Source organism: Priestia sp. 3CA3 (genome assembly GCF_056836725.1).
The window spans coordinates 299,326-316,900 of the sequence record NZ_JBXENJ010000006.1 but is presented as its reverse complement, the minus strand read 5'-3'; the positions used below and the strand labels follow the sequence as shown (position 1 = coordinate 316,900).

Here is a 17,575-nt window from a genome sequence, read left to right as displayed (position 1 = left end):
TAACAATGTTAATGTGTGCAAAGAAGGAGATGCTAACATGAAGTTAAACCGTCAGATGCAAGCTAACACACGTATATACCCAGAAAAAGTACTGCAGTTTGGAGAAGGCGTATTTCTAAGAGGGTTTGCTGATTGGCAAATTCATCAAATGAACAAACGCACTGCATTTAAAGGCAGTATAGTAGCTATCAATCCGAGAATTACGGGAAATGCAGGTAAATTGAATGAGCAAGACGGTTTGTTTACGGTTTCTCTTCAAGGAATTCAAGACGGTAAAGCAGTCAAAGAACATGAAGTAATTGAATCTATTAGCCGCGGTCTAAATCCATATGAAGATTATGAGGCGTATATGCAATTAGCGGAGAAAGAAGAGCTAAGATTTCTTATTTCTAATACAACAGAAGCAGGTATCGCATTTTTAGAAGAAGACCGCTTGGAACATGCACCGCAAACGAGTTTTCCTGGTAAAGTTACGGCATTTCTATATAAGCGGTTTCAAGCTTTTCAAGGAGATCCAACAAAGGGACTTATTATCCTTCCTTGTGAATTAGTGGAGCGAAACGGGGATTTGTTAAAGAAAATGGTATTGCGCTATGCCGACAAATGGAATTTAGAGAAAAAGTTTACCGAATGGATACACGAAGCAAATGCTTTTTGCTGCACGCTTGTTGACCGAATTGTGCCAGGTTATCCAAACGATGAAAATCTGCTCAATGAACTGAGTTATGAAGATGAGTTTTTTGTGATCGCAGAGCCATTTTACTTATGGGTTATTGAGGGACCTGAGTGGGTAAAAGAAGAGTTTCCCACGGAAGAAGCTGGTTTACATGTGAAATTTGTGAACGACATTGCACCATATGCGCTGCAGAAAGTCAGAATTTTAAATGGGATTCATACTGCTATGATGCCTGTTGCGTATTTAGCGGAACTAAATACGGTCAGAGAAGCAGTCGAAGATGATGTAATCGGAACGTTTATTCGAAAGTGTCTGTATGAAGAAATTATTCCTAGTTTACCAGTTTCGGAAGAAGAGTCTTTGCCAGTTGCTAAATCTGCATTAGAACGCTTTCAAAATCCGTTTATCCACCACGCATTAATGAGCATCTCTTTGAACAGCATGACAAAGTTTAAAACGCGAAACATCCCAACTCTTAAAGAGTACGTTGAAAAGCAAGGAGCGCTGCCGGCTTTGCTTACATTTTCTCTCAGTGCCCTCATTTCTTTTTATAAAGGAAAAAGAGAAGGAGAAAAAATTGAACTATCAGATGACCCTGCAGTTCTAGAAATGTATGAATCTCTTTGGAATACGTTTGACGGTACTGAAAAAAGCATTTCTTACATTGTAAAAGAAGTACTGGGATATAAAGAGCATTGGGGAGAGAATTTAAATACGATTCCTAGCTTAACAGAAGCCGTAACAAATGGAGTCTTAGCCATTGAAACTCTCGGAATGAAACAGGCAATAAAAGAAATTCTCTATGTAACCGCAACTAAACAGTAAGAGGTGAAGCATATGAAAGAAGTAATTCGTATTCATGAGGAAGATAATGTAGCAGTAGCTTTACGAGATTTTTTGGCACAAGAGAACCTTATGGTTGATGGAAAAGAAATTTCTCTAAAAGAAGAAGTGAAACGGGGCCATAAAATAGCTCTTACGCCAATTTCAGCGGGCGGCAACATTATAAAATATGGTTTTCCAATCGGGCATGCGACGCACTCTATTTCACCTGGTGAATGGGTACATACGCATAACACAAAAACAAATTTAAATAATGTTAACGAATATGAATTTCATCAAAAGTTAGCAGCTCCTAAAGAAAAAAAACAATCGCTAACGTTTAAAGGATATCGCCGCAAAAACGGAGACATTGGAATTAGAAATGAGCTTTGGATTATTCCAACGGTAGGGTGCGTAAATGGTATAGCCGAACAAATGATTAAACAGTTTCAAAAAGAAATAGGTGATATCTCGCCTTTTGAACATGTAACCGTTTTAAAACACAATTACGGATGTTCTCAGCTCGGTGATGATCACCTTAATACAAGAACCATGCTTACGAGAATGGTACAGCATCCAAATGCTGGAGGCGTATTAGTATTAGGGCTTGGATGTGAGAATAATAGCTTAACAGAATTTAAACAAGCGCTAGGTACAATTGATGAAAGCAGAGTGAAGTTTTTACAATCTCAAGACGTCGAGGATGAAATTGAGGCAGGAGTCACTTTGTTAAAAGAAATTTATGCTGCTGCTAAAGATGATAAAAGAGAAGACGTTGATATTTCCAGGCTGAAAGTAGGTCTTAAATGCGGTGGGTCAGATGGATTATCTGGTATTACAGCAAATCCGCTGCTCGGTAAATTCTCTGACTGGCTCATTGCTCAAGGAGGCACAACAGTTTTAACAGAAGTACCTGAAATGTTTGGTGCAGAAACCCTGCTAATGGAAAGAGCTGTTGATGAACAAACATTTGATAAAATTGTTCATCTGGTTAATGACTTTAAAACGTATTTTCTCAATCATAAACAGCCGGTGTATGAAAATCCTTCTCCCGGCAATAAAGCAGGCGGCATTACAACGTTAGAAGATAAATCACTTGGCTGTACTCAAAAAGCAGGCACGGCCCCAGTCGTAGACGTGTTAAATTACGGAGATCGCTTACAAACTAACGGTTTAAATTTACTAAGTGCTCCTGGAAATGATTTAGTTGCCTCAACTGCTTTAGCGGCTTCAGGGTGTCATATTGTACTGTTTACAACGGGACGAGGAACGCCGTTTGGAACGTTTGTGCCCACTATAAAAATTTCTACAAACACCGCTCTTTATAACAAGAAGCCGCACTGGATTGATTTTAATGGAGGGGTATTGGTTGAAGGTGACACAGAAGAAGCTACGTTAGAAAGCTTTATTGAGTACATGATCGGGGTTTCTAGCGGAGAGCTTGTAAATAACGAAAAAAATGATTTTAAAGAAATGGCCATTTTTAAAACAGGCGTTACTTTATAAATAAGTCGGTTACTAGATTGTTAAACGAAAGGGGAAAAGCTAGTGAAAAAATATGTGCTTTCTTTGTTTGTGATGACTCTGATGCTTATTTTACCGTTTTCTGCCCAAGGAGAAGCTCTTTCAGCAAGTGAAAAAATAACAGCAGTTAAAGAACAAATTCAGCCTCCTTCATTTCCGAACCGTACGTTTAATATTAAGCGGTACGGAGCAGCAGGAGATGGAAAGTCTGATTCAACGGCTGCTTTTAAAAAAGCAATCGAAGCGGCTAACAAAGCAGGAGGAGGGCGCGTTGTTGTTCCACCAGGAACTTATGTTACCGGTGCGATTTATTTAAAAAGCAACGTAAATCTTCATGTAATGAAAAAAGCTACCATTAAGTTTAGTCAAAATCCTGACAAATACTTACCTGCTGTCTTAACAAGATGGGAAGGCGTGGAGCTATATAATTATTCACCGCTTATCTATGCTTATAACGAAAAAAATATTGCGATTACAGGAGAAGGTACGTTAGATGGACAGGGTGATAACGAACATTGGTGGCCCTGGAAAGGAAAAAAGGAGTTTGGATGGAAAGTAGGAGAGCCCAATCAACAGCAAGATCGCGATTTGCTGTTTAAAATGGCAGAAGAGAAAGTTCCTGTTAAAGAGCGCGTATTTGGCAAAGGGCACTATTTGAGACCTAGTTTTATTCAGCCTTATCACAGCAAAAATATCATGATAAAAGGTGTAACCATTTTAAATTCGCCCATGTGGCAAATCAACCCTGTCTTAAGCGAGAACATTTTAATTGATGATGTAAAAATTATAGGTCATGGTCCTAATAATGATGGAGTAGACCCTGAATCGAGTGAAAATGTGCTTATTAAAGATTCTTATTTTGACAATGGAGATGATTGTATTGCGATTAAGTCGGGGCGTAATGCAGATGGAAGAAGAATCAACGTACCAAGTGAAAATATTATTATTGAAGGAAACGAAATGAAAGATGGCCACGGGGGCGTTGTGATCGGCAGCGAAATATCAGGAAGCGTCCGGAACGTATTTGCTCAGCACAATGTTATGGACAGTCCCAATCTAGACCGGGCGCTGCGTATTAAAACAAATTCAGTTCGCGGCGGAACGATTGAAGATATCGACTTTAGCAACAATACGGTCAAAAGCGTTGGCAGTGAAGTGATTCAAATAGACATGTACTATGAAGAAGGAGACACAGGGAATTTTACGCCCGTTGTTCGTAATATCAACATAGAAAATTTGCAAAGTAATGGAGGGAAATACGGCTTATGGATTCGAGCCTATGAACGTTCTCCCGTTACAAACCTAACAATTCGTCATTCTAATTTCCAGCATGTTGCAACCCCATTGTTAATGGAGAATGTAAAGAACCCTGTGTTTGAAGAGTTTTGTATAAATGGAAGCTGCATGAATACAAATCCGTAAAAGGGCGTGTTCATAATCAGCTGCAAGTAAGAGGTAGAACAAACGTATTTTAGCCCAAGAAGTATCCGCACAATGAATCGAGATTATCGATTCATTGTGCGGTCTTTTTTTTGTTGTGATGGTGAACGTAGGATCAATGTGTTAATAATGGTAAAAACCTGCTCTGGAATTTTTACTATTTTATAGATAAGTCAAATGACTCTTACTAATTGATAGATAACATGTATGAAAGAAATGACTTTTGAAGATTGTTTTCTAAGCAATTTATTACCTAAATGTGGATGTGGGGAGTGTGAGGGAAGATATATAAAAGAATTATAAAAACATTTGTCTTTGTAAGCGTTTTATTCTTTATTTTAATAAAGAGCAAAAAAAGGATGTTTTTCTCTAAATTTTTACCATTGAATATTTTGAATAAAGTTCATAAAATAAACTTGTAAGCGTTTTAAAAGATTAGAAAGTATGTATCTTAAAAGTTGAATAGAGAATTATTTATGAAGACAGGAAATGTGATTTTTTTGCTTTTGATCACCGTTTCCAAGAATACCTTCACAAGTAACAGCAAAACGTTCATTTAATGAAATAAAGAAATAGATAGGAGTAGAGAAAAATGTACATCGGCGTCGATTATTACCCTGAACATTGGCCAGAGAATATGATAGAAGAAGATATCCAAGGTATTAAAGAGTTAGGATCAAATATGGTGAGAATAGGGGAGTTCGCTTGGCATCTTATGGAGCCTAACGAAGGGCAATATGACTTTTCTTTTTTTGATAGCGTTATCAATAAGCTTAAAAAACAGAGTATTGACGTTATGTTTGGTACCCCTACTGCCACTTTTCCGGCTTGGCTTGCGAAGCAGCATCCTTCTATTTTATCAAAAGATGAAAATGGGGCGGTCAGAGCATTTGGAGGAAGACGTCAATATTGTTTTAATTCTCCTCTTTACCGGCAGTATAGCGCTCAGATTACAGAACAACTAGTAAAGCACTACTGCTCAGAAGAAGCAATCGTAGCATGGCAAGTTGACAATGAATTTGGCCATGAAGGCAGTGATATGTGTTACTGCGAACAATGTCATAAAGAGTTTCAGCAGTTTTTGGAAAGAAAATATAAAGATATTCATGAGTTAAATGAAAAGTATGGCACTATTTTCTGGGGACAAACGTATAACGACTTTACCGAAGTGCCTATGCCTGTAAAAACAATTACGACACACAGTCCTTCGTTAAAGCTAGACTGGGCCCGCTTTCGCTCTTTTTCGTTAAACAGATACGCTCACGAACAAACAGCGATTGTGAAGAAATATAAAGGTGATCACCAGCTGTTGACCACGAACGTATCAGGAGGCTTTTTTGATAAATGGTTCGATCATGAAGAAAACCTAGAAGTAATGGACTTTGTATCCTATGATAATTATCCGGTATGGGGCGGTCAAACAGAGCCGATTACCCCGGCTCATATTGCACTAGGTCATGATTTTAATAGAGGCTTGTTACATAAAAATTTCTGGATTGTAGAGGAATTAATGGGTGCTCAAGGTCATGATATCATCGGTTATCTACCGCGACCTAATCAGGCAAAAATGTGGTCTTATCAAGCTTTTGCTCATGGATGCACGAATATGCTGTATTTTCGCTGGCGCGGAATGACAAGAGGAGCTGAGCAATACTGCTACGGAATTGTAGGTCACGATAATCACTATGGAAAACGTTACAAAGAAGTTCAGTCGTTATTTAGTGAAATCGTTCATTACGAACATGTGCTTGAGTCTGATATTAAATCGGAGATTGCCGTTTTATATGACTATGAAAATATATGGTCATGGCGTTTTCAGCAGCAAAGTGAAGGATTTGACTTTACGCAGGAGCTTCTTAGAGGATATACCCCGTTTTATAAGTTGAATACACCAATTGATGTTATTCCTGCTACAAGAGATTTTTCAAGCTATAAAGTACTGGTTGTTCCGGCTTTGCAAATCATTGATAAAGAACTAGGTAAAAGATTTACTGAATTTACTGAAAACGGAGGCGTCATCGTTTTTACGTTTAGAACCGGCATTAAAGACAAACAAAATAATATTCACTTTAAACAGACGCTGCCCGGATATGTAAAAGAAATAACAGGGATTGAAATTCATGAAGTGGAAGCACTGTCTTCTACTCAAAAAGCAGCTATTAAAGGAAAAGTACCGTATGAAGGAGAACAAGCAAGTGCGTCCGTGTGGAGAGACATTATCACACCTGTAACAGCTGAAGTGCTGTATGAGTATGATGATCCATTTTATAATCAAGCGGCTGTAACAAAAAATCAGTTTGGTCGCGGGACGGTCTATTATGTAGGCTGTGGAATTGAAGGGCAAACGTTTGAAAAAATGGCGCTTGATATTGTAAAACAGCAGAAGATTGAGCATACGGAAAGTGAAGATGGAGTTGAAGTATATCCTCGCAAGCTTGGAGAGACAAGTTATTACTTCCTTATGAACCATACGCCAGAAGTAAAAGTATTTAAAGATATTGTTCTGCAGCCTTACGAAAGTCGAGTTGTAGAAAACATGTAGTAGCAACAGGACACTAGAATCTCATAAAGCAATGAGATTCTAGTCACTCATAATATGATATGAAAGCGTTTTATAGGAGAAGGGAGTTAGGTTACATGAACATGGGGGTACAGTCAAAAGTTTCTCTCAAAACCGTATTATCATACGGAATGGGGAGTTTTGGAAACAATATTATTTATGCATTAACAAGTACATATTTAATGATTTTTTATACGGATAGTGTAGGATTAAATGCTGCAGCCGTAGGAACCTTATTTCTTATTGCAAGGATATGGGATGGAATTGCAGACATTATTATCGGAATGATTGTTGATAATACAGAAACGAGATTTGGTAAGTTTAGGCCCTATCTTTTAATAGGCGGATTTTTTGCAGCTGTTGCTACAGTCGCGTGTTTTATTAGTCCGGATCTTTCTCACACAGGAAAATTAATTTATGCTTATATCACTTATATCGCGTGGGGAACAAGCTTTGCTATCATGGATATTCCTTATTGGTCGCTTTCAGCAACGATTACACAAGATGTAAAAGAACGAAATAAAGTTGTAGCTTTTCCTAGAACCATTGCAGCAGTAGGGTCTTTATTTGCTAGTTTATTAACTCTTCCACTAGCTCATTATTTTGGAAACTGGTTTATGCTTAGTCTTATTTATGCGTGTATCTTAATGATTACAATGATCATCACATTTTCAGGAGTAAAAGAAAACTATACCGTAAAAAGACAGGAAAAGCAGACGCCAAAAGCAGTTTGGAACTTATTTATTCAAAATAGACCGTTGCGCTACCTGATTTTCTCAATGCTTTTAGTTGAAACAATTTTAACGATTCGAACTACGTTTTCTATTTACTATTTTAAATACAATTTAAATGCAGAGAACATCGCGTCTCTTTATTTAACCTTATTTTTCACAGCACAAATTGTAGGAGCGATCGCGTCTCCTTTCATTTCAAATAAATTTGGAAAGAAACGTGCAGCAATAGGGGGAATTGCCCTAAATGCTGTAGCCACTCTTACAATGTTTGCAACGGGTTTCCACGTTATGCCAGTGATGATTTTAAGCTTTTTAGCTTCTTTTGGCGGTGGGGTTAGTAACATTGCTCAAACATCTATGCTCGCTGACTGTGTAGAATACGGCGAATGGAAAACGGGGAACCGAGCAGAAGGAATGGTGTTTTCTACGAATATTTTCAAAACAAAGGTCGCTTCAGCAGTGGGTGGAGCAGTAGGTGGGTACATCCTTTCAGCAGTAGGGTACGTGCCAAATCAAATTCAGTCACACAGCACGCTCATTTGGATTGCTTTAATCTTTACGATTATTCCGGGTATTCTTTGCTTGTTATCACTTGTCCCACTCGTAAAATATGAGTTGACGGAAAAGAGATATTTAGAGATTTTACAGGATATGAAAAAACGCTCAAGCCGCATAAAAGGAAAACCGGCTATGAAAGTGTCTAGCTAATTCAAATCAACACAAGCATTGTACACAAAAATCACAAGAAAAAAAGACTGCATTTTCTCAGCTCCTCTTGCTATGATGTCAGGTAGACAGATATCAATGTAAAGAGGAGTTTTGTTTATGTTTATTAATTTTTCAAAAGAAGACAAAGATAAAATGCTGAATGAAATTCAAACGTTTTTTTATAACGAACGAGATGAAGAAATCAGTGAATTTGCAGCGGAAAATGTATTGGAGTTTATTAAAGAACATATAGGTCCTCACTTTTATAACCAAGCCATTAAAGATGCGGAAGATATTATGAACCAGGTCATGCTTTCTGCAGAAGAAAATTTACATGCATTAAAAAAACCAATCGAAAAGTAGTTCGAAAAAGAAAATATGAAATAGGAAAAAAGCGTTTTATGTACAAAAACATAAAGCGCTTTTGTTTGTTTATGAAACAAATTATTTGTTCGCCCAAGTGATATATGATACATTCGTTTTAAGATAATATTAACGTTAACGTAAAGGTTATATTTAAAGTGTTTTGATTTAACTTGATGAGGGCATAACTTCAGCAAGCAGGGACATAATGAGGTAATTATATGAGGAAAGAAGGGACTACACATGAGCAACATTACGAAAGGTCAGCTAACAAAATCTATTGTGAAAGCAAATGAAAATCGTTTAACGGATAATAGTGATTTTGATATCTATCAAGAGCTGGAAAATGTGCTTCAAGGAGTCGGCTTATCAGCAAAAGACAGCGGAGGAAACATTACATTTTACGGAGAAGATCCGATTGTTCCTAGTACGCTGCGACTTGCCTCAGCAGCAGCTATTGCACTGGTTGCTAAGTCAGTAGCTGTCTCAAAAATTTGGAGAATACGCGGAGGAAAAGGTCAAGATATTCATATGGATTTACGAAAAGCGATCCGAAGATTATCACCTTTTTACGATAAAAAATGGGAAAAGCTTAATGGGTATGCCCCGAGTAAAGCAAATGATCCTTATAATCCATTAGGCTTTCGCTTTTATCAAACAAAAGACGGCAAATGGGTAATGCCGCTGAATCCGTATCCACGCTCTAAGCATGAAACGCTCAAGCTATTAAATTGTATAGAAGACCCTGATGCAGTGGCAAAAGCGATTCGCGGATGGAATGCAGAAGAATTGGAAAAAGCTGCAGCGGAGCGAGGAGTTATCATGCCTGTTGTGCGGACAATTGAAGAGTTTATGAAAGAAGCCGTGTATGAAGAAATAGCTCAGCTTCCTTTAGTTGAAATTGAAAAGATTGGAGAAAGTGAGCCGATTCCTTTTTCCAAGAATCCTAAAACGCCGCTAGATGGTATTCGAGCATTAGGTCTTGGTCACGTTATTGCAGGAGCAGGATTCGGTAGAGCTCTCGCTTTACACGGTGCGGACGTCTTAAATATTTGGAAGCCAACGGATTGGGAGCATGATACGATTTACGCTACGTCTAATGTCGGTATGCGCTCTTCAACGCTGGATATCGGTGAAAAAGAAGGAAAAGAAAAAATGGTTGAACTTCTAAAAGAAGCCGATATCTTTTTTGCGAACCGTCGCTACGGATTTCTAGAGAGATACGGTCTAACAGCTGAAGAGTGTGCAGAACTAAAACCAGGCATCATCCACTGCACCGTTAACCTGCACGGGACGCAAGGAGAGTGGGCAAAAAGAAATGGATTTGACCAGACAGCGGGAAGCGTAACGGGAGTCATGGCGTTAGAAGGGTCGCCAGAAAATCCTCAGCTGCCTCCTATTGTAGTTGTCAATGATTATGCAGTTTCTTGGCTGCTTGAAGTTGGTGCTTTAATGGCACTAGAAAGAAGAGCAAAAGAAGGAGGCAGCTACCGCGTGCGTGTATCATTAGATCGCGTATCTTTATGGATCTTATCAATGGGCATCTATGACAAAACATACGCCCATCAAACAGCTGGTTCGTCAGAGAAGCATGAGTACATTGCACCGGATCTCTTTACAGCCCAAACACCTTTAGGATTGTACCAAGGGCTTACAGAACAAATCGAAATGTCGGAAACTCCAGGGGAATATAAGACGGTTCTCGTTCCTCGAGGTTCTTCACGCCCAGAGTGGTTGTGATAACAAGAGGCTGAGACAAAATTATTTTAGTGGAAAGAAAATCCGAACGATGAATTGAGATTCTTGATAAAGGATCCAACTCGTTCGGATTTTTTTGTTATTGTGATGAACGTAGGTTTCGTTTATGTGGGTAGATGCTTCTAGCGCTTGCACGGAAATCAACAGCGGTGTCACAAGCGGTTCAGCTCATGTATCCAATTTGTTTGTCTTTAGATTGAATTAATTTCGCTATGTCTTAATCTCGGTTTTTGGGGGTCAAATTTAAAATGAAAAATAAGAAAAAATATTTGAATAATTATATGATTTCTTATATAATAGCGAAAAGGATGAGGAGTTGACTTGTAATGGAAAACTATACGTCCCGCAAAATGACACGAGAAGAAGTAAAAGTATCAGACGCGACAGCAGCTCAACTAGTGCTAAACAAATCTCTTCGTGACTTTAAAAAAGCACAGCTTTTACTGCAAATCGATCAGTCTTTAGAAAAAAGAGATAAAGAAACTTTTTTACGTTTAACTGAAGAGTTAAAAGAAGTTTGTTAAATAACCTACTAACATAAACAATCAGCCTTTGCTTCTAGTGAGCAAAGGTTTTTCATATGGAAAAAAACGGATAAATGTTTTGTTTTTTCTGAAAGCGGTAAAAGTATAGTATGGATGATAAAGCAAAAATCAAGAAGTCTCTTACTTTATTATTTTTTGCTTTATCATCTACAGCATCTAGATGGTAATACATCATGAAAGAACAAAAAGAGAGAGGGTTCTTGATATGTATAACAAAATCTTAGTCGCCTTTGATGGTTCCGCACCTTCTATTCGTGCTCTTCAACATGCAAGTAAACTAGCTGAAAGCGTAAATGCTAATAAGCTGACAATTGTACATATTAAGGAAAGAATTCACTTGCAGCAGCCTGTTTTTAGCGTTGACTTGGACGCACTGATAGAAGAAGAAAACCGCGATATTTTATCTGAAGCTCACAATCATTTAACTCAATCAGGTATTCCATATGAGGCATACGGTGTAGAAGGCACTGCTTCAAAGAAAATTATTGAATACGCACGTGACAATCAACAAGACGTCATTGTAATAGGAAGCCGAGGAAAGGGCTTTGTTAAAGAGACCTTTCTAGGAAGTGTAAGTCACGAAGTTGCTCAATCCGCAGAATGTCCTGTTATTATTGTTAAATAAAAAGAGGCTGGGGTAAAAGTAGTTTAGTTAAAGAAAAATCCGAACGATGAATCGAGATTCTTGATGAAGAATCCAACTCGTTTGGATTTTTTTATTGGTATGGTGAACGTAGGTTTCATGTATATAGTTGCTTCTAGCAGTTGATTGGAGGGTAAGACGAAGACTCCTGCGGGGAAAGCGGAACAGGTGAGACCCCGCAGGAGCGTAAGCAACGAGGAGGCTCAGCGGCCGCCCGCGGAAAGCGAAGTCTTGCACGGAAATCAACTGCGGTGTGACCATTAATTTATACTAGCTCCCTTATCCAATTCGTTCGTCTTTAGATTAGAGTGATTTTGTTATGTCTCAATCTCTTTTTGCTTTTGGATTATGTATTGCTGCACGCTTCGTAAGTTCGAAATTTGCTGTATGATAAACTTACTTCATACGCTAAGCTGTCAGATACCCATGGTAAAATGTCAAAGAATAATCGTTATTTAATTAGGTATGTTTTATTCTGCACAGTTTCTTCATTTATTACTTTTATAATGAAAGCAAGGGATGTGAATAAATGAATCGTATTTCTATTAAGCTTGGACTCTTGTTTTTAATGTTCATTTTACTAATTGAAGCCGCTCTCTTTTTCTATTTATATAGCGGTCTTGCCAATACACGAATTTCAGAGGAGCTGCAAAGCTTGCGTTTAAGAGGAAACAGTCACCGGGAAGTATTAGAGAAGCATCATGATTCTGCTACGCTTAACCATGTTGCACTGATGGAATCAGAAGCAGAAACTGATGTTATCATAACGGATAAAACAGGAAAAATTATCAGTTCATCTAGACCTTTAATTCAAGGTGCAAGAAAAGCAGTAGAGAAATGGAAAGGAAAGTCTCTTACATATAAAGGTGAAATTATGCAAGGCGACTGGAAAAGCAAACCTTATATCGCCACGGCATCACCTATTAAAGAAGGCCATCAACAGTTCGGAACGGTTTATATGTTCAAAAACACAAAGGATATTCACGAAATGATTGCGAGACTACAGCATCATTTTTACGTAGCGGGAGCTGTGTCCGTTTTATTTTCCATTGTGACTATTTTTGCTCTGTCTAAATTTATAACCGCTCCTTTAATCAAAATGAAAAAAGCAACAGAGAAGCTGAGTCAAGGAGATTTGTCTGTGAAACTTGGCGCTCATTCAAGAGATGAACTTGGACAATTAGGAATGTCCATTCAGTCGTTAGCGAATGAGCTGCAGCGGTTACGAAAAGAGAGAAATGAATTTTTAAGCAGCATTTCACATGAACTTCAAACGCCTTTGATGTATTTAAAGGGCTATGCAGACGTAGCAAGAAGGCCTTCTAATACACCGCAAGAACGTGATAAGTATCTTGCTATTGTGGAAGAAGAAGCAGGAAGAATTTCACAGTTAGTCAAAGATTTGTTTCAGCTGGCGCAGCTGGATCAGCATACATTTTTTATTCAAAAACAAAAAGTAGAGCTAGCTACGTATTTGCACACCGTATGCGCGCATTTTCATTTAGCTTTAAAAGAAAAGGAGATGGAGCTGGAGATAAGCTGCCCTCAAGGTCTTTACGTTTCACTAGATCCTGAAAGATTTCAGCAAGTGATTATCAATTTACTTGATAACGCAATGAACTATTCAAAAGAAGAGACCAAAATTGATTTAAGTGTAAAAAAATCAGCTGAATCATTGACAATAACTCTTAAAGATCAAGGAATAGGCATTCCAGAAAAAGATCTACCTTACGTATTTGACAAGCTGTATCGAGTGGAAAAATCCCGCTCGAGAAAAAGCGGAGGCTACGGATTAGGCTTATCAATTGTAAAGGAGATTGTAGAAGCTCATGGAGGAGAAATAACAATCACAAGCGAGACGGGAAAAGGTACGACTGTAGAGATTGTATTAAGAGAGGATGGATAGGATGGCAACTATTTTATTAGTCGATGATGAAGCAAGGATGCTGGATTTACTAGAACTTTATCTGCTGCCCAATGGATTTACATGTATAAAATTTGAAAAAGGCACAGAAGCGCTGCGCTATCTTTATGAAGGTAACAAAGCAGATTTGATGTTATTAGATATTATGATGCCAAGCGAAGATGGGTGGGAGACTTGTCAAAAAGTAAGAAAAATGTCTGATCTACCGGTCATTATGCTCACAGCCCGCAGCCAAACGTTAGATGTAGTAAAAGGATTAAATATAGGGGCAGACGACTATATTACCAAACCGTTTAGCGAAGAAGAATTGGTTGCACGTATCAGCGCGGTTCTTAGACGCTCCTCAAAAGAAAAGAATGAAATCACCTATAAAGGGTTAGTATGGAGCAAGGAAAATCACGTATTACAATATAAAGATCAGCAGATTCAAGTAACGCCTAAAGAGTTTGAATTGGTGGGGTTACTTCTTCAGCATTTAAATCGTGTGTTCAGCCGAGACGACTTGCTTGTGTTAGTGTGGGGATATGAGGCGGAGATTGGAGACCGTACTATTGACTCCCATGTGCGAAATGTTCGGGATAAGCTTAGAAAAGCGGGCTTTCCCGTAGACGAATACTTGCAAACCGTATGGGGAATAGGCTATAAGTGGGTTGATGTTAGTTGAAAATGATATGAGCATAGCTATCGAAATTGGTGGAAAGATAAAGTAAGCGACCTTTTCCCTTTACATAGGGTAGGGGGGTACAGTATGATGGAGTCATGAAGGGAGGATGTTAGATGGTCGAAGCGAATCACATGAACAGTGAAGAAAAATGTTGTACGATAAATAGTGAAAGAAAAAGTCACCATTCTCCAGAAGTGAAAAAAAATCTAACGAGCCGATTAAATCGAATTGAAGGACAAATTCGAGGAATTAAAGGATTAATTGAAAAAGATACGTATTGTGACGACGTGATTACTCAAATCGCAGCTGCGCAGTCTGCTTTAAATAGTGTAAGTAAAATTTTGCTTGAAGGTCACTTGAAGCATTGCATTGTAGAACGTGTGCAAGCTGGTGATGAAGAAGTAGTGGATGAATTATTAACAACCATTAAACGATTAATGAAATAAAGGAGATGCTAGAAATGGAAAACGTAACATTATCAGTACAAGGAATGTCTTGCGGTCATTGTGTCAAAGCTGTTGAAGGCGGCGTAGGCGAACTTAATGGCGTTAAAAGCGTAGAAGTAAGCTTAGAAGATGCAAAAGTAACGGTTGCATTTGATCCAAGTCAAGTAATGGTCGAAGATATTAAAGAAGCTATTGATGACCAAGGTTATGACGTAGCATAAACAGCATCGCGTGCGAATACCTTCGCACGCTTGATTTAGGAGAAAAATATACCCCTTGTAGGTATATAACAGGAGGCGAAACGCGGTGAGTGACAAACAAAAAGAAGCCACCTTGCAAATTACGGGTATGACATGTGCAGCGTGTTCTAACCGGATTGAAAAAGGATTAAAAAAAATAGAAGGTGTAAAAGAAGCAAACGTGAATTTGGCTTTGGAAAGATCTACTATCATATTTGATCCGTCTAAAACAAGTCCACAGGCCTTTGAAGAAAAAATCGAAAAGCTTGGGTACGGAGTTGTAAGTGAAAAAGCCGAATTTGCTATTACGGGCATGACGTGCGCCGCTTGTTCGACTCGTATTGAAAAAGGGTTAAACAAATTAGAAGGCGTGACAAAGGCAAGTGTTAACCTTGCTTTAGAAACGGCTTCTGTTGAATACAGCCCTTCTCAAATAGATCCGCAAGACATAACGCAGCGAGTTGAAAAGCTTGGATACGGAGCCAAGCTAAAGTCAGAAGAAAAAGAAGAAGAGCAAAGCTACAGAGAAAAAGAAGTGAGTAAACAAAAAGGAAAGTTTTGGTTTTCATTTATTTTAAGCGTACCGTTATTATGGGCAATGGTTAGTCATTTTACGTTTACGTCGTTTATTCCTTTGCCTCATATGCTGATGAATCCATGGGTTCAGCTCGCTTTAGCTACGCCTGTTCAATTCGTCGTAGGGAAGCAATTTTATATAGGTGCATTTAAAGCTCTTCGTAACAAAAGTGCCAACATGGATGTTTTAGTAGCACTAGGTACAAGCGCAGCTTATTTCTATAGTTTATACTCTTCTCTTAAATCGCTTGGCTCATCTGCTCATACTACTCAGCTTTACTATGAAACGAGTGCTATATTAATTACGCTGATTCTTTTAGGGAAATTATTTGAAGCCAATGCCAAAGGCCGTTCTTCAGAAGCAATTAAAAAGATGATGGGTTTACAAGCTAAAACGGCCGTTGTAGTAAGAGACGGAGCGGAAATTGAAATTCCAGTGGAAGAAGTGCAAAAAGGCGAAGTTATTTTTATTAAACCCGGTGAAAAAGTACCTGTAGACGGAGAGATTATTGAAGGACAATCGGCTTTAGATGAGTCCATGCTGACAGGGGAAAGCGTACCGGTAGATAAAAGCATTGGAGATAAAGTAATTGGAGCCACACTCAATAAAAATGGTTTTCTAAAAATAAAAGCTACAAACGTTGGAAAAGAGACGGCGCTTGCGCAAATTATTAAAGTAGTAGAAGAAGCGCAGGGGTCTAAAGCCCCTATTCAGAGATTAGCTGATTATATTTCAGGTATATTCGTGCCAATTGTGGTTGGAATTGCTCTTCTTACGTTCTTTGTCTGGTACATTTGGATTGTGCCTGGCGAATTTGCACCGGCTTTAGAAAAGCTTATCGCCGTATTAGTGATCGCATGTCCATGCGCATTAGGTTTAGCTACTCCAACTTCCATTATGGCGGGGTCGGGCCGCGCAGCAGAATTTGGTATTTTGTTTAAAGGCGGCGAGCATTTAGAAGCGACGCATAAAATCGATACGATTCTTTTAGATAAAACGGGAACTGTTACAAATGGAACGCCTGAGCTAACCGATGTACGTATTGCACAGGGCTACGAAGAAAATGAGCTATTACAGTTAGTTGCATCAGCTGAGCGTTTATCGGAGCATCCTCTAGCTCAAGCACTCGTAGCAGGTATAAAAAATAAAGGTATAGAAATTCAAGATCCGTTATCTTTTGAAGCGATTCCAGGGCATGGAGTAAGGGCAACTGTACAAGAACGAGAGCTGTTAGTAGGAACAAGAAAGCTTCTGAACCAACATAAAGTGAATATTGATGCAGCTTTAGAAGAAATGACAAATTTAGAACGAGAAGGAAAAACGGCCATGCTCGTTGCTCTTGACGGAAAATATGCCGGCATGCTTGCTGTTGCAGACACTATTAAAGAGACTTCTAAAGAAGCAGTTTCTAGGTTAAAAGAGATGGGCTTAGAAGTGATGATGATTACCGGAGATAATCGTCAAACAGCTCAGGCTATTGCGATGCAAGCGGGTATTGAGCACGTTATAGCAGAAGTGTTGCCAGAAGGCAAAGCAGAAGAAGTGAAAAAGCTTCAGCAGCAAGGTAAAAAAGTCGCAATGGTAGGAGACGGTATTAACGATGCTCCTGCACTTGCGTTAGCTGATATTGGAATGGCCATCGGAACAGGAACGGATGTAGCGATGGAAGCCGCTGATATTACGCTGATGCGAGGAGACTTGATGAGCATTGCAGATGCGATTGAAATGAGTAGAAAAACGATTTCTAATATCAAGCAAAATCTATTCTGGGCGATGGGTTATAACACGCTCGGTATTCCAATTGCAGCAGTTGGGCTGTTAGCTCCTTGGGTTGCTGGTGCCGCGATGGCTTTTAGTTCTGTATCGGTTGTATTAAATGCACTGCGATTGCAGAGAGTGAGGCTATAAGGTATGAAAAAGTGGATCATCTCAGCTATTTTGTACGTGCTTGC

14 protein-coding genes are annotated in these 17,575 nt (G+C 38.7%); all 14 read left to right on the top strand.

The annotated features are described in order from the left end of the window. The first annotated feature begins 37 nt into the window (after positions 1 to 37). The 14 genes from AC1VNJ_RS18045 to AC1VNJ_RS17980 all read left to right on the top strand — a co-directional run bounded on the left by AC1VNJ_RS18045 (position 38) and on the right by AC1VNJ_RS17980 (position 17,531). The gene (locus AC1VNJ_RS18045) at positions 38 to 1,501 is read left to right on the top strand and encodes a tagaturonate reductase (RefSeq protein ID WP_049164154.1); all 1,464 of its coding nucleotides are present in this window, start codon (positions 38 to 40) and stop codon (positions 1,499 to 1,501) included. 12 nt (positions 1,502 to 1,513) lie between these two features. Then, entirely contained in the window at positions 1,514 to 3,004 is a 1,491-nt protein-coding gene (locus AC1VNJ_RS18040) for a UxaA family hydrolase (RefSeq protein WP_034264545.1), read from the top strand. A 42-nt stretch (positions 3,005 to 3,046) separates the two neighbouring features. Beyond that, a complete protein-coding gene (locus AC1VNJ_RS18035; RefSeq protein WP_482641145.1) occupies positions 3,047 to 4,444 on the top strand; it encodes a glycoside hydrolase family 28 protein in 1,398 nt (465 codons plus the stop codon). A 610-nt stretch (positions 4,445 to 5,054) separates the two neighbouring features. After that, positions 5,055 to 7,004 carry a beta-galactosidase gene (locus AC1VNJ_RS18030; RefSeq protein WP_482641144.1) on the top strand — a complete coding sequence of 650 codons (1,950 nt, stop codon included), beginning with the start codon at positions 5,055 to 5,057 and terminating at the stop codon, positions 7,002 to 7,004. Between the two features lie 95 nt (positions 7,005 to 7,099). Next, positions 7,100 to 8,464 (top strand): glycoside-pentoside-hexuronide (GPH):cation symporter, encoded by a 1,365-nt coding sequence (locus AC1VNJ_RS18025; protein WP_482641143.1) that lies wholly within the window; start codon positions 7,100 to 7,102, stop codon positions 8,462 to 8,464. 117 nt (positions 8,465 to 8,581) lie between these two features. Then, on the top strand, positions 8,582 to 8,827 hold the full coding sequence (locus AC1VNJ_RS18020; protein WP_013082790.1) for a DUF2164 domain-containing protein: 246 nt from the start codon (positions 8,582 to 8,584) through the stop codon (positions 8,825 to 8,827). A 243-nt stretch (positions 8,828 to 9,070) separates the two neighbouring features. After that, positions 9,071 to 10,567, top strand: a complete 1,497-nt coding sequence (locus AC1VNJ_RS18015) for a CoA transferase (protein ID WP_098999857.1) — start codon at positions 9,071 to 9,073, stop codon at positions 10,565 to 10,567. Positions 10,568 to 10,911: 344 nt separating this feature from the next. Further along, positions 10,912 to 11,109: an IDEAL domain-containing protein gene (locus AC1VNJ_RS18010; protein ID WP_013082792.1), complete on the top strand. Its 198-nt coding sequence runs from the start codon at positions 10,912 to 10,914 to the stop codon at positions 11,107 to 11,109. Positions 11,110 to 11,335: 226 nt separating this feature from the next. Continuing rightward, a complete protein-coding gene (locus AC1VNJ_RS18005; RefSeq protein WP_028413689.1) occupies positions 11,336 to 11,755 on the top strand; it encodes a universal stress protein in 420 nt (139 codons plus the stop codon). Positions 11,756 to 12,302: 547 nt separating this feature from the next. Further along, a complete protein-coding gene (locus tag AC1VNJ_RS18000; protein ID WP_047751142.1) occupies positions 12,303 to 13,679 on the top strand; it encodes a sensor histidine kinase in 1,377 nt (458 codons plus the stop codon). Position 13,680: 1 nt separating this feature from the next. Continuing rightward, positions 13,681 to 14,361, top strand: a complete 681-nt coding sequence (locus AC1VNJ_RS17995; protein WP_155008187.1) for a response regulator transcription factor — start codon at positions 13,681 to 13,683, stop codon at positions 14,359 to 14,361. A 113-nt stretch (positions 14,362 to 14,474) separates the two neighbouring features. After that, positions 14,475 to 14,807, top strand: coding sequence for a metal-sensitive transcriptional regulator (locus tag AC1VNJ_RS17990; RefSeq protein ID WP_014460516.1), 333 nt, complete (start codon positions 14,475 to 14,477; stop codon positions 14,805 to 14,807). Positions 14,808 to 14,821: 14 nt separating this feature from the next. After that, on the top strand, positions 14,822 to 15,028 hold the full coding sequence (gene copZ, locus AC1VNJ_RS17985; RefSeq protein WP_482641142.1) for a copper chaperone CopZ: 207 nt from the start codon (positions 14,822 to 14,824) through the stop codon (positions 15,026 to 15,028). A gap of 85 nt (positions 15,029 to 15,113) precedes the next feature. After that, positions 15,114 to 17,531: a heavy metal translocating P-type ATPase gene (locus tag AC1VNJ_RS17980; protein ID WP_482641141.1), complete on the top strand. Its 2,418-nt coding sequence runs from the start codon at positions 15,114 to 15,116 to the stop codon at positions 17,529 to 17,531. The last annotated feature ends 44 nt before the right edge of the window (positions 17,532 to 17,575 follow it).

Coding starts and splice junctions, on each gene's coding strand:
- AC1VNJ_RS18015 (WP_098999857.1), top strand. CDS start 9,071: ATGAGCAACATTACGAAAGGTCAGCTAACAAAATCTATTGTGAAAGCA.
- AC1VNJ_RS18020 (WP_013082790.1), top strand. CDS start 8,582: ATGTTTATTAATTTTTCAAAAGAAGACAAAGATAAAATGCTGAATGAA.
- AC1VNJ_RS17995 (WP_155008187.1), top strand. CDS start 13,681: ATGGCAACTATTTTATTAGTCGATGATGAAGCAAGGATGCTGGATTTA.
- AC1VNJ_RS18010 (WP_013082792.1), top strand. CDS start 10,912: ATGGAAAACTATACGTCCCGCAAAATGACACGAGAAGAAGTAAAAGTA.
- AC1VNJ_RS18025 (WP_482641143.1), top strand. CDS start 7,100: ATGAACATGGGGGTACAGTCAAAAGTTTCTCTCAAAACCGTATTATCA.
- AC1VNJ_RS18045 (WP_049164154.1), top strand. CDS start 38: ATGAAGTTAAACCGTCAGATGCAAGCTAACACACGTATATACCCAGAA.
- AC1VNJ_RS18030 (WP_482641144.1), top strand. CDS start 5,055: ATGTACATCGGCGTCGATTATTACCCTGAACATTGGCCAGAGAATATG.
- AC1VNJ_RS18000 (WP_047751142.1), top strand. CDS start 12,303: ATGAATCGTATTTCTATTAAGCTTGGACTCTTGTTTTTAATGTTCATT.
- copZ (WP_482641142.1), top strand. CDS start 14,822: ATGGAAAACGTAACATTATCAGTACAAGGAATGTCTTGCGGTCATTGT.
- AC1VNJ_RS18005 (WP_028413689.1), top strand. CDS start 11,336: ATGTATAACAAAATCTTAGTCGCCTTTGATGGTTCCGCACCTTCTATT.
- AC1VNJ_RS17990 (WP_014460516.1), top strand. CDS start 14,475: ATGGTCGAAGCGAATCACATGAACAGTGAAGAAAAATGTTGTACGATA.
- AC1VNJ_RS18040 (WP_034264545.1), top strand. CDS start 1,514: ATGAAAGAAGTAATTCGTATTCATGAGGAAGATAATGTAGCAGTAGCT.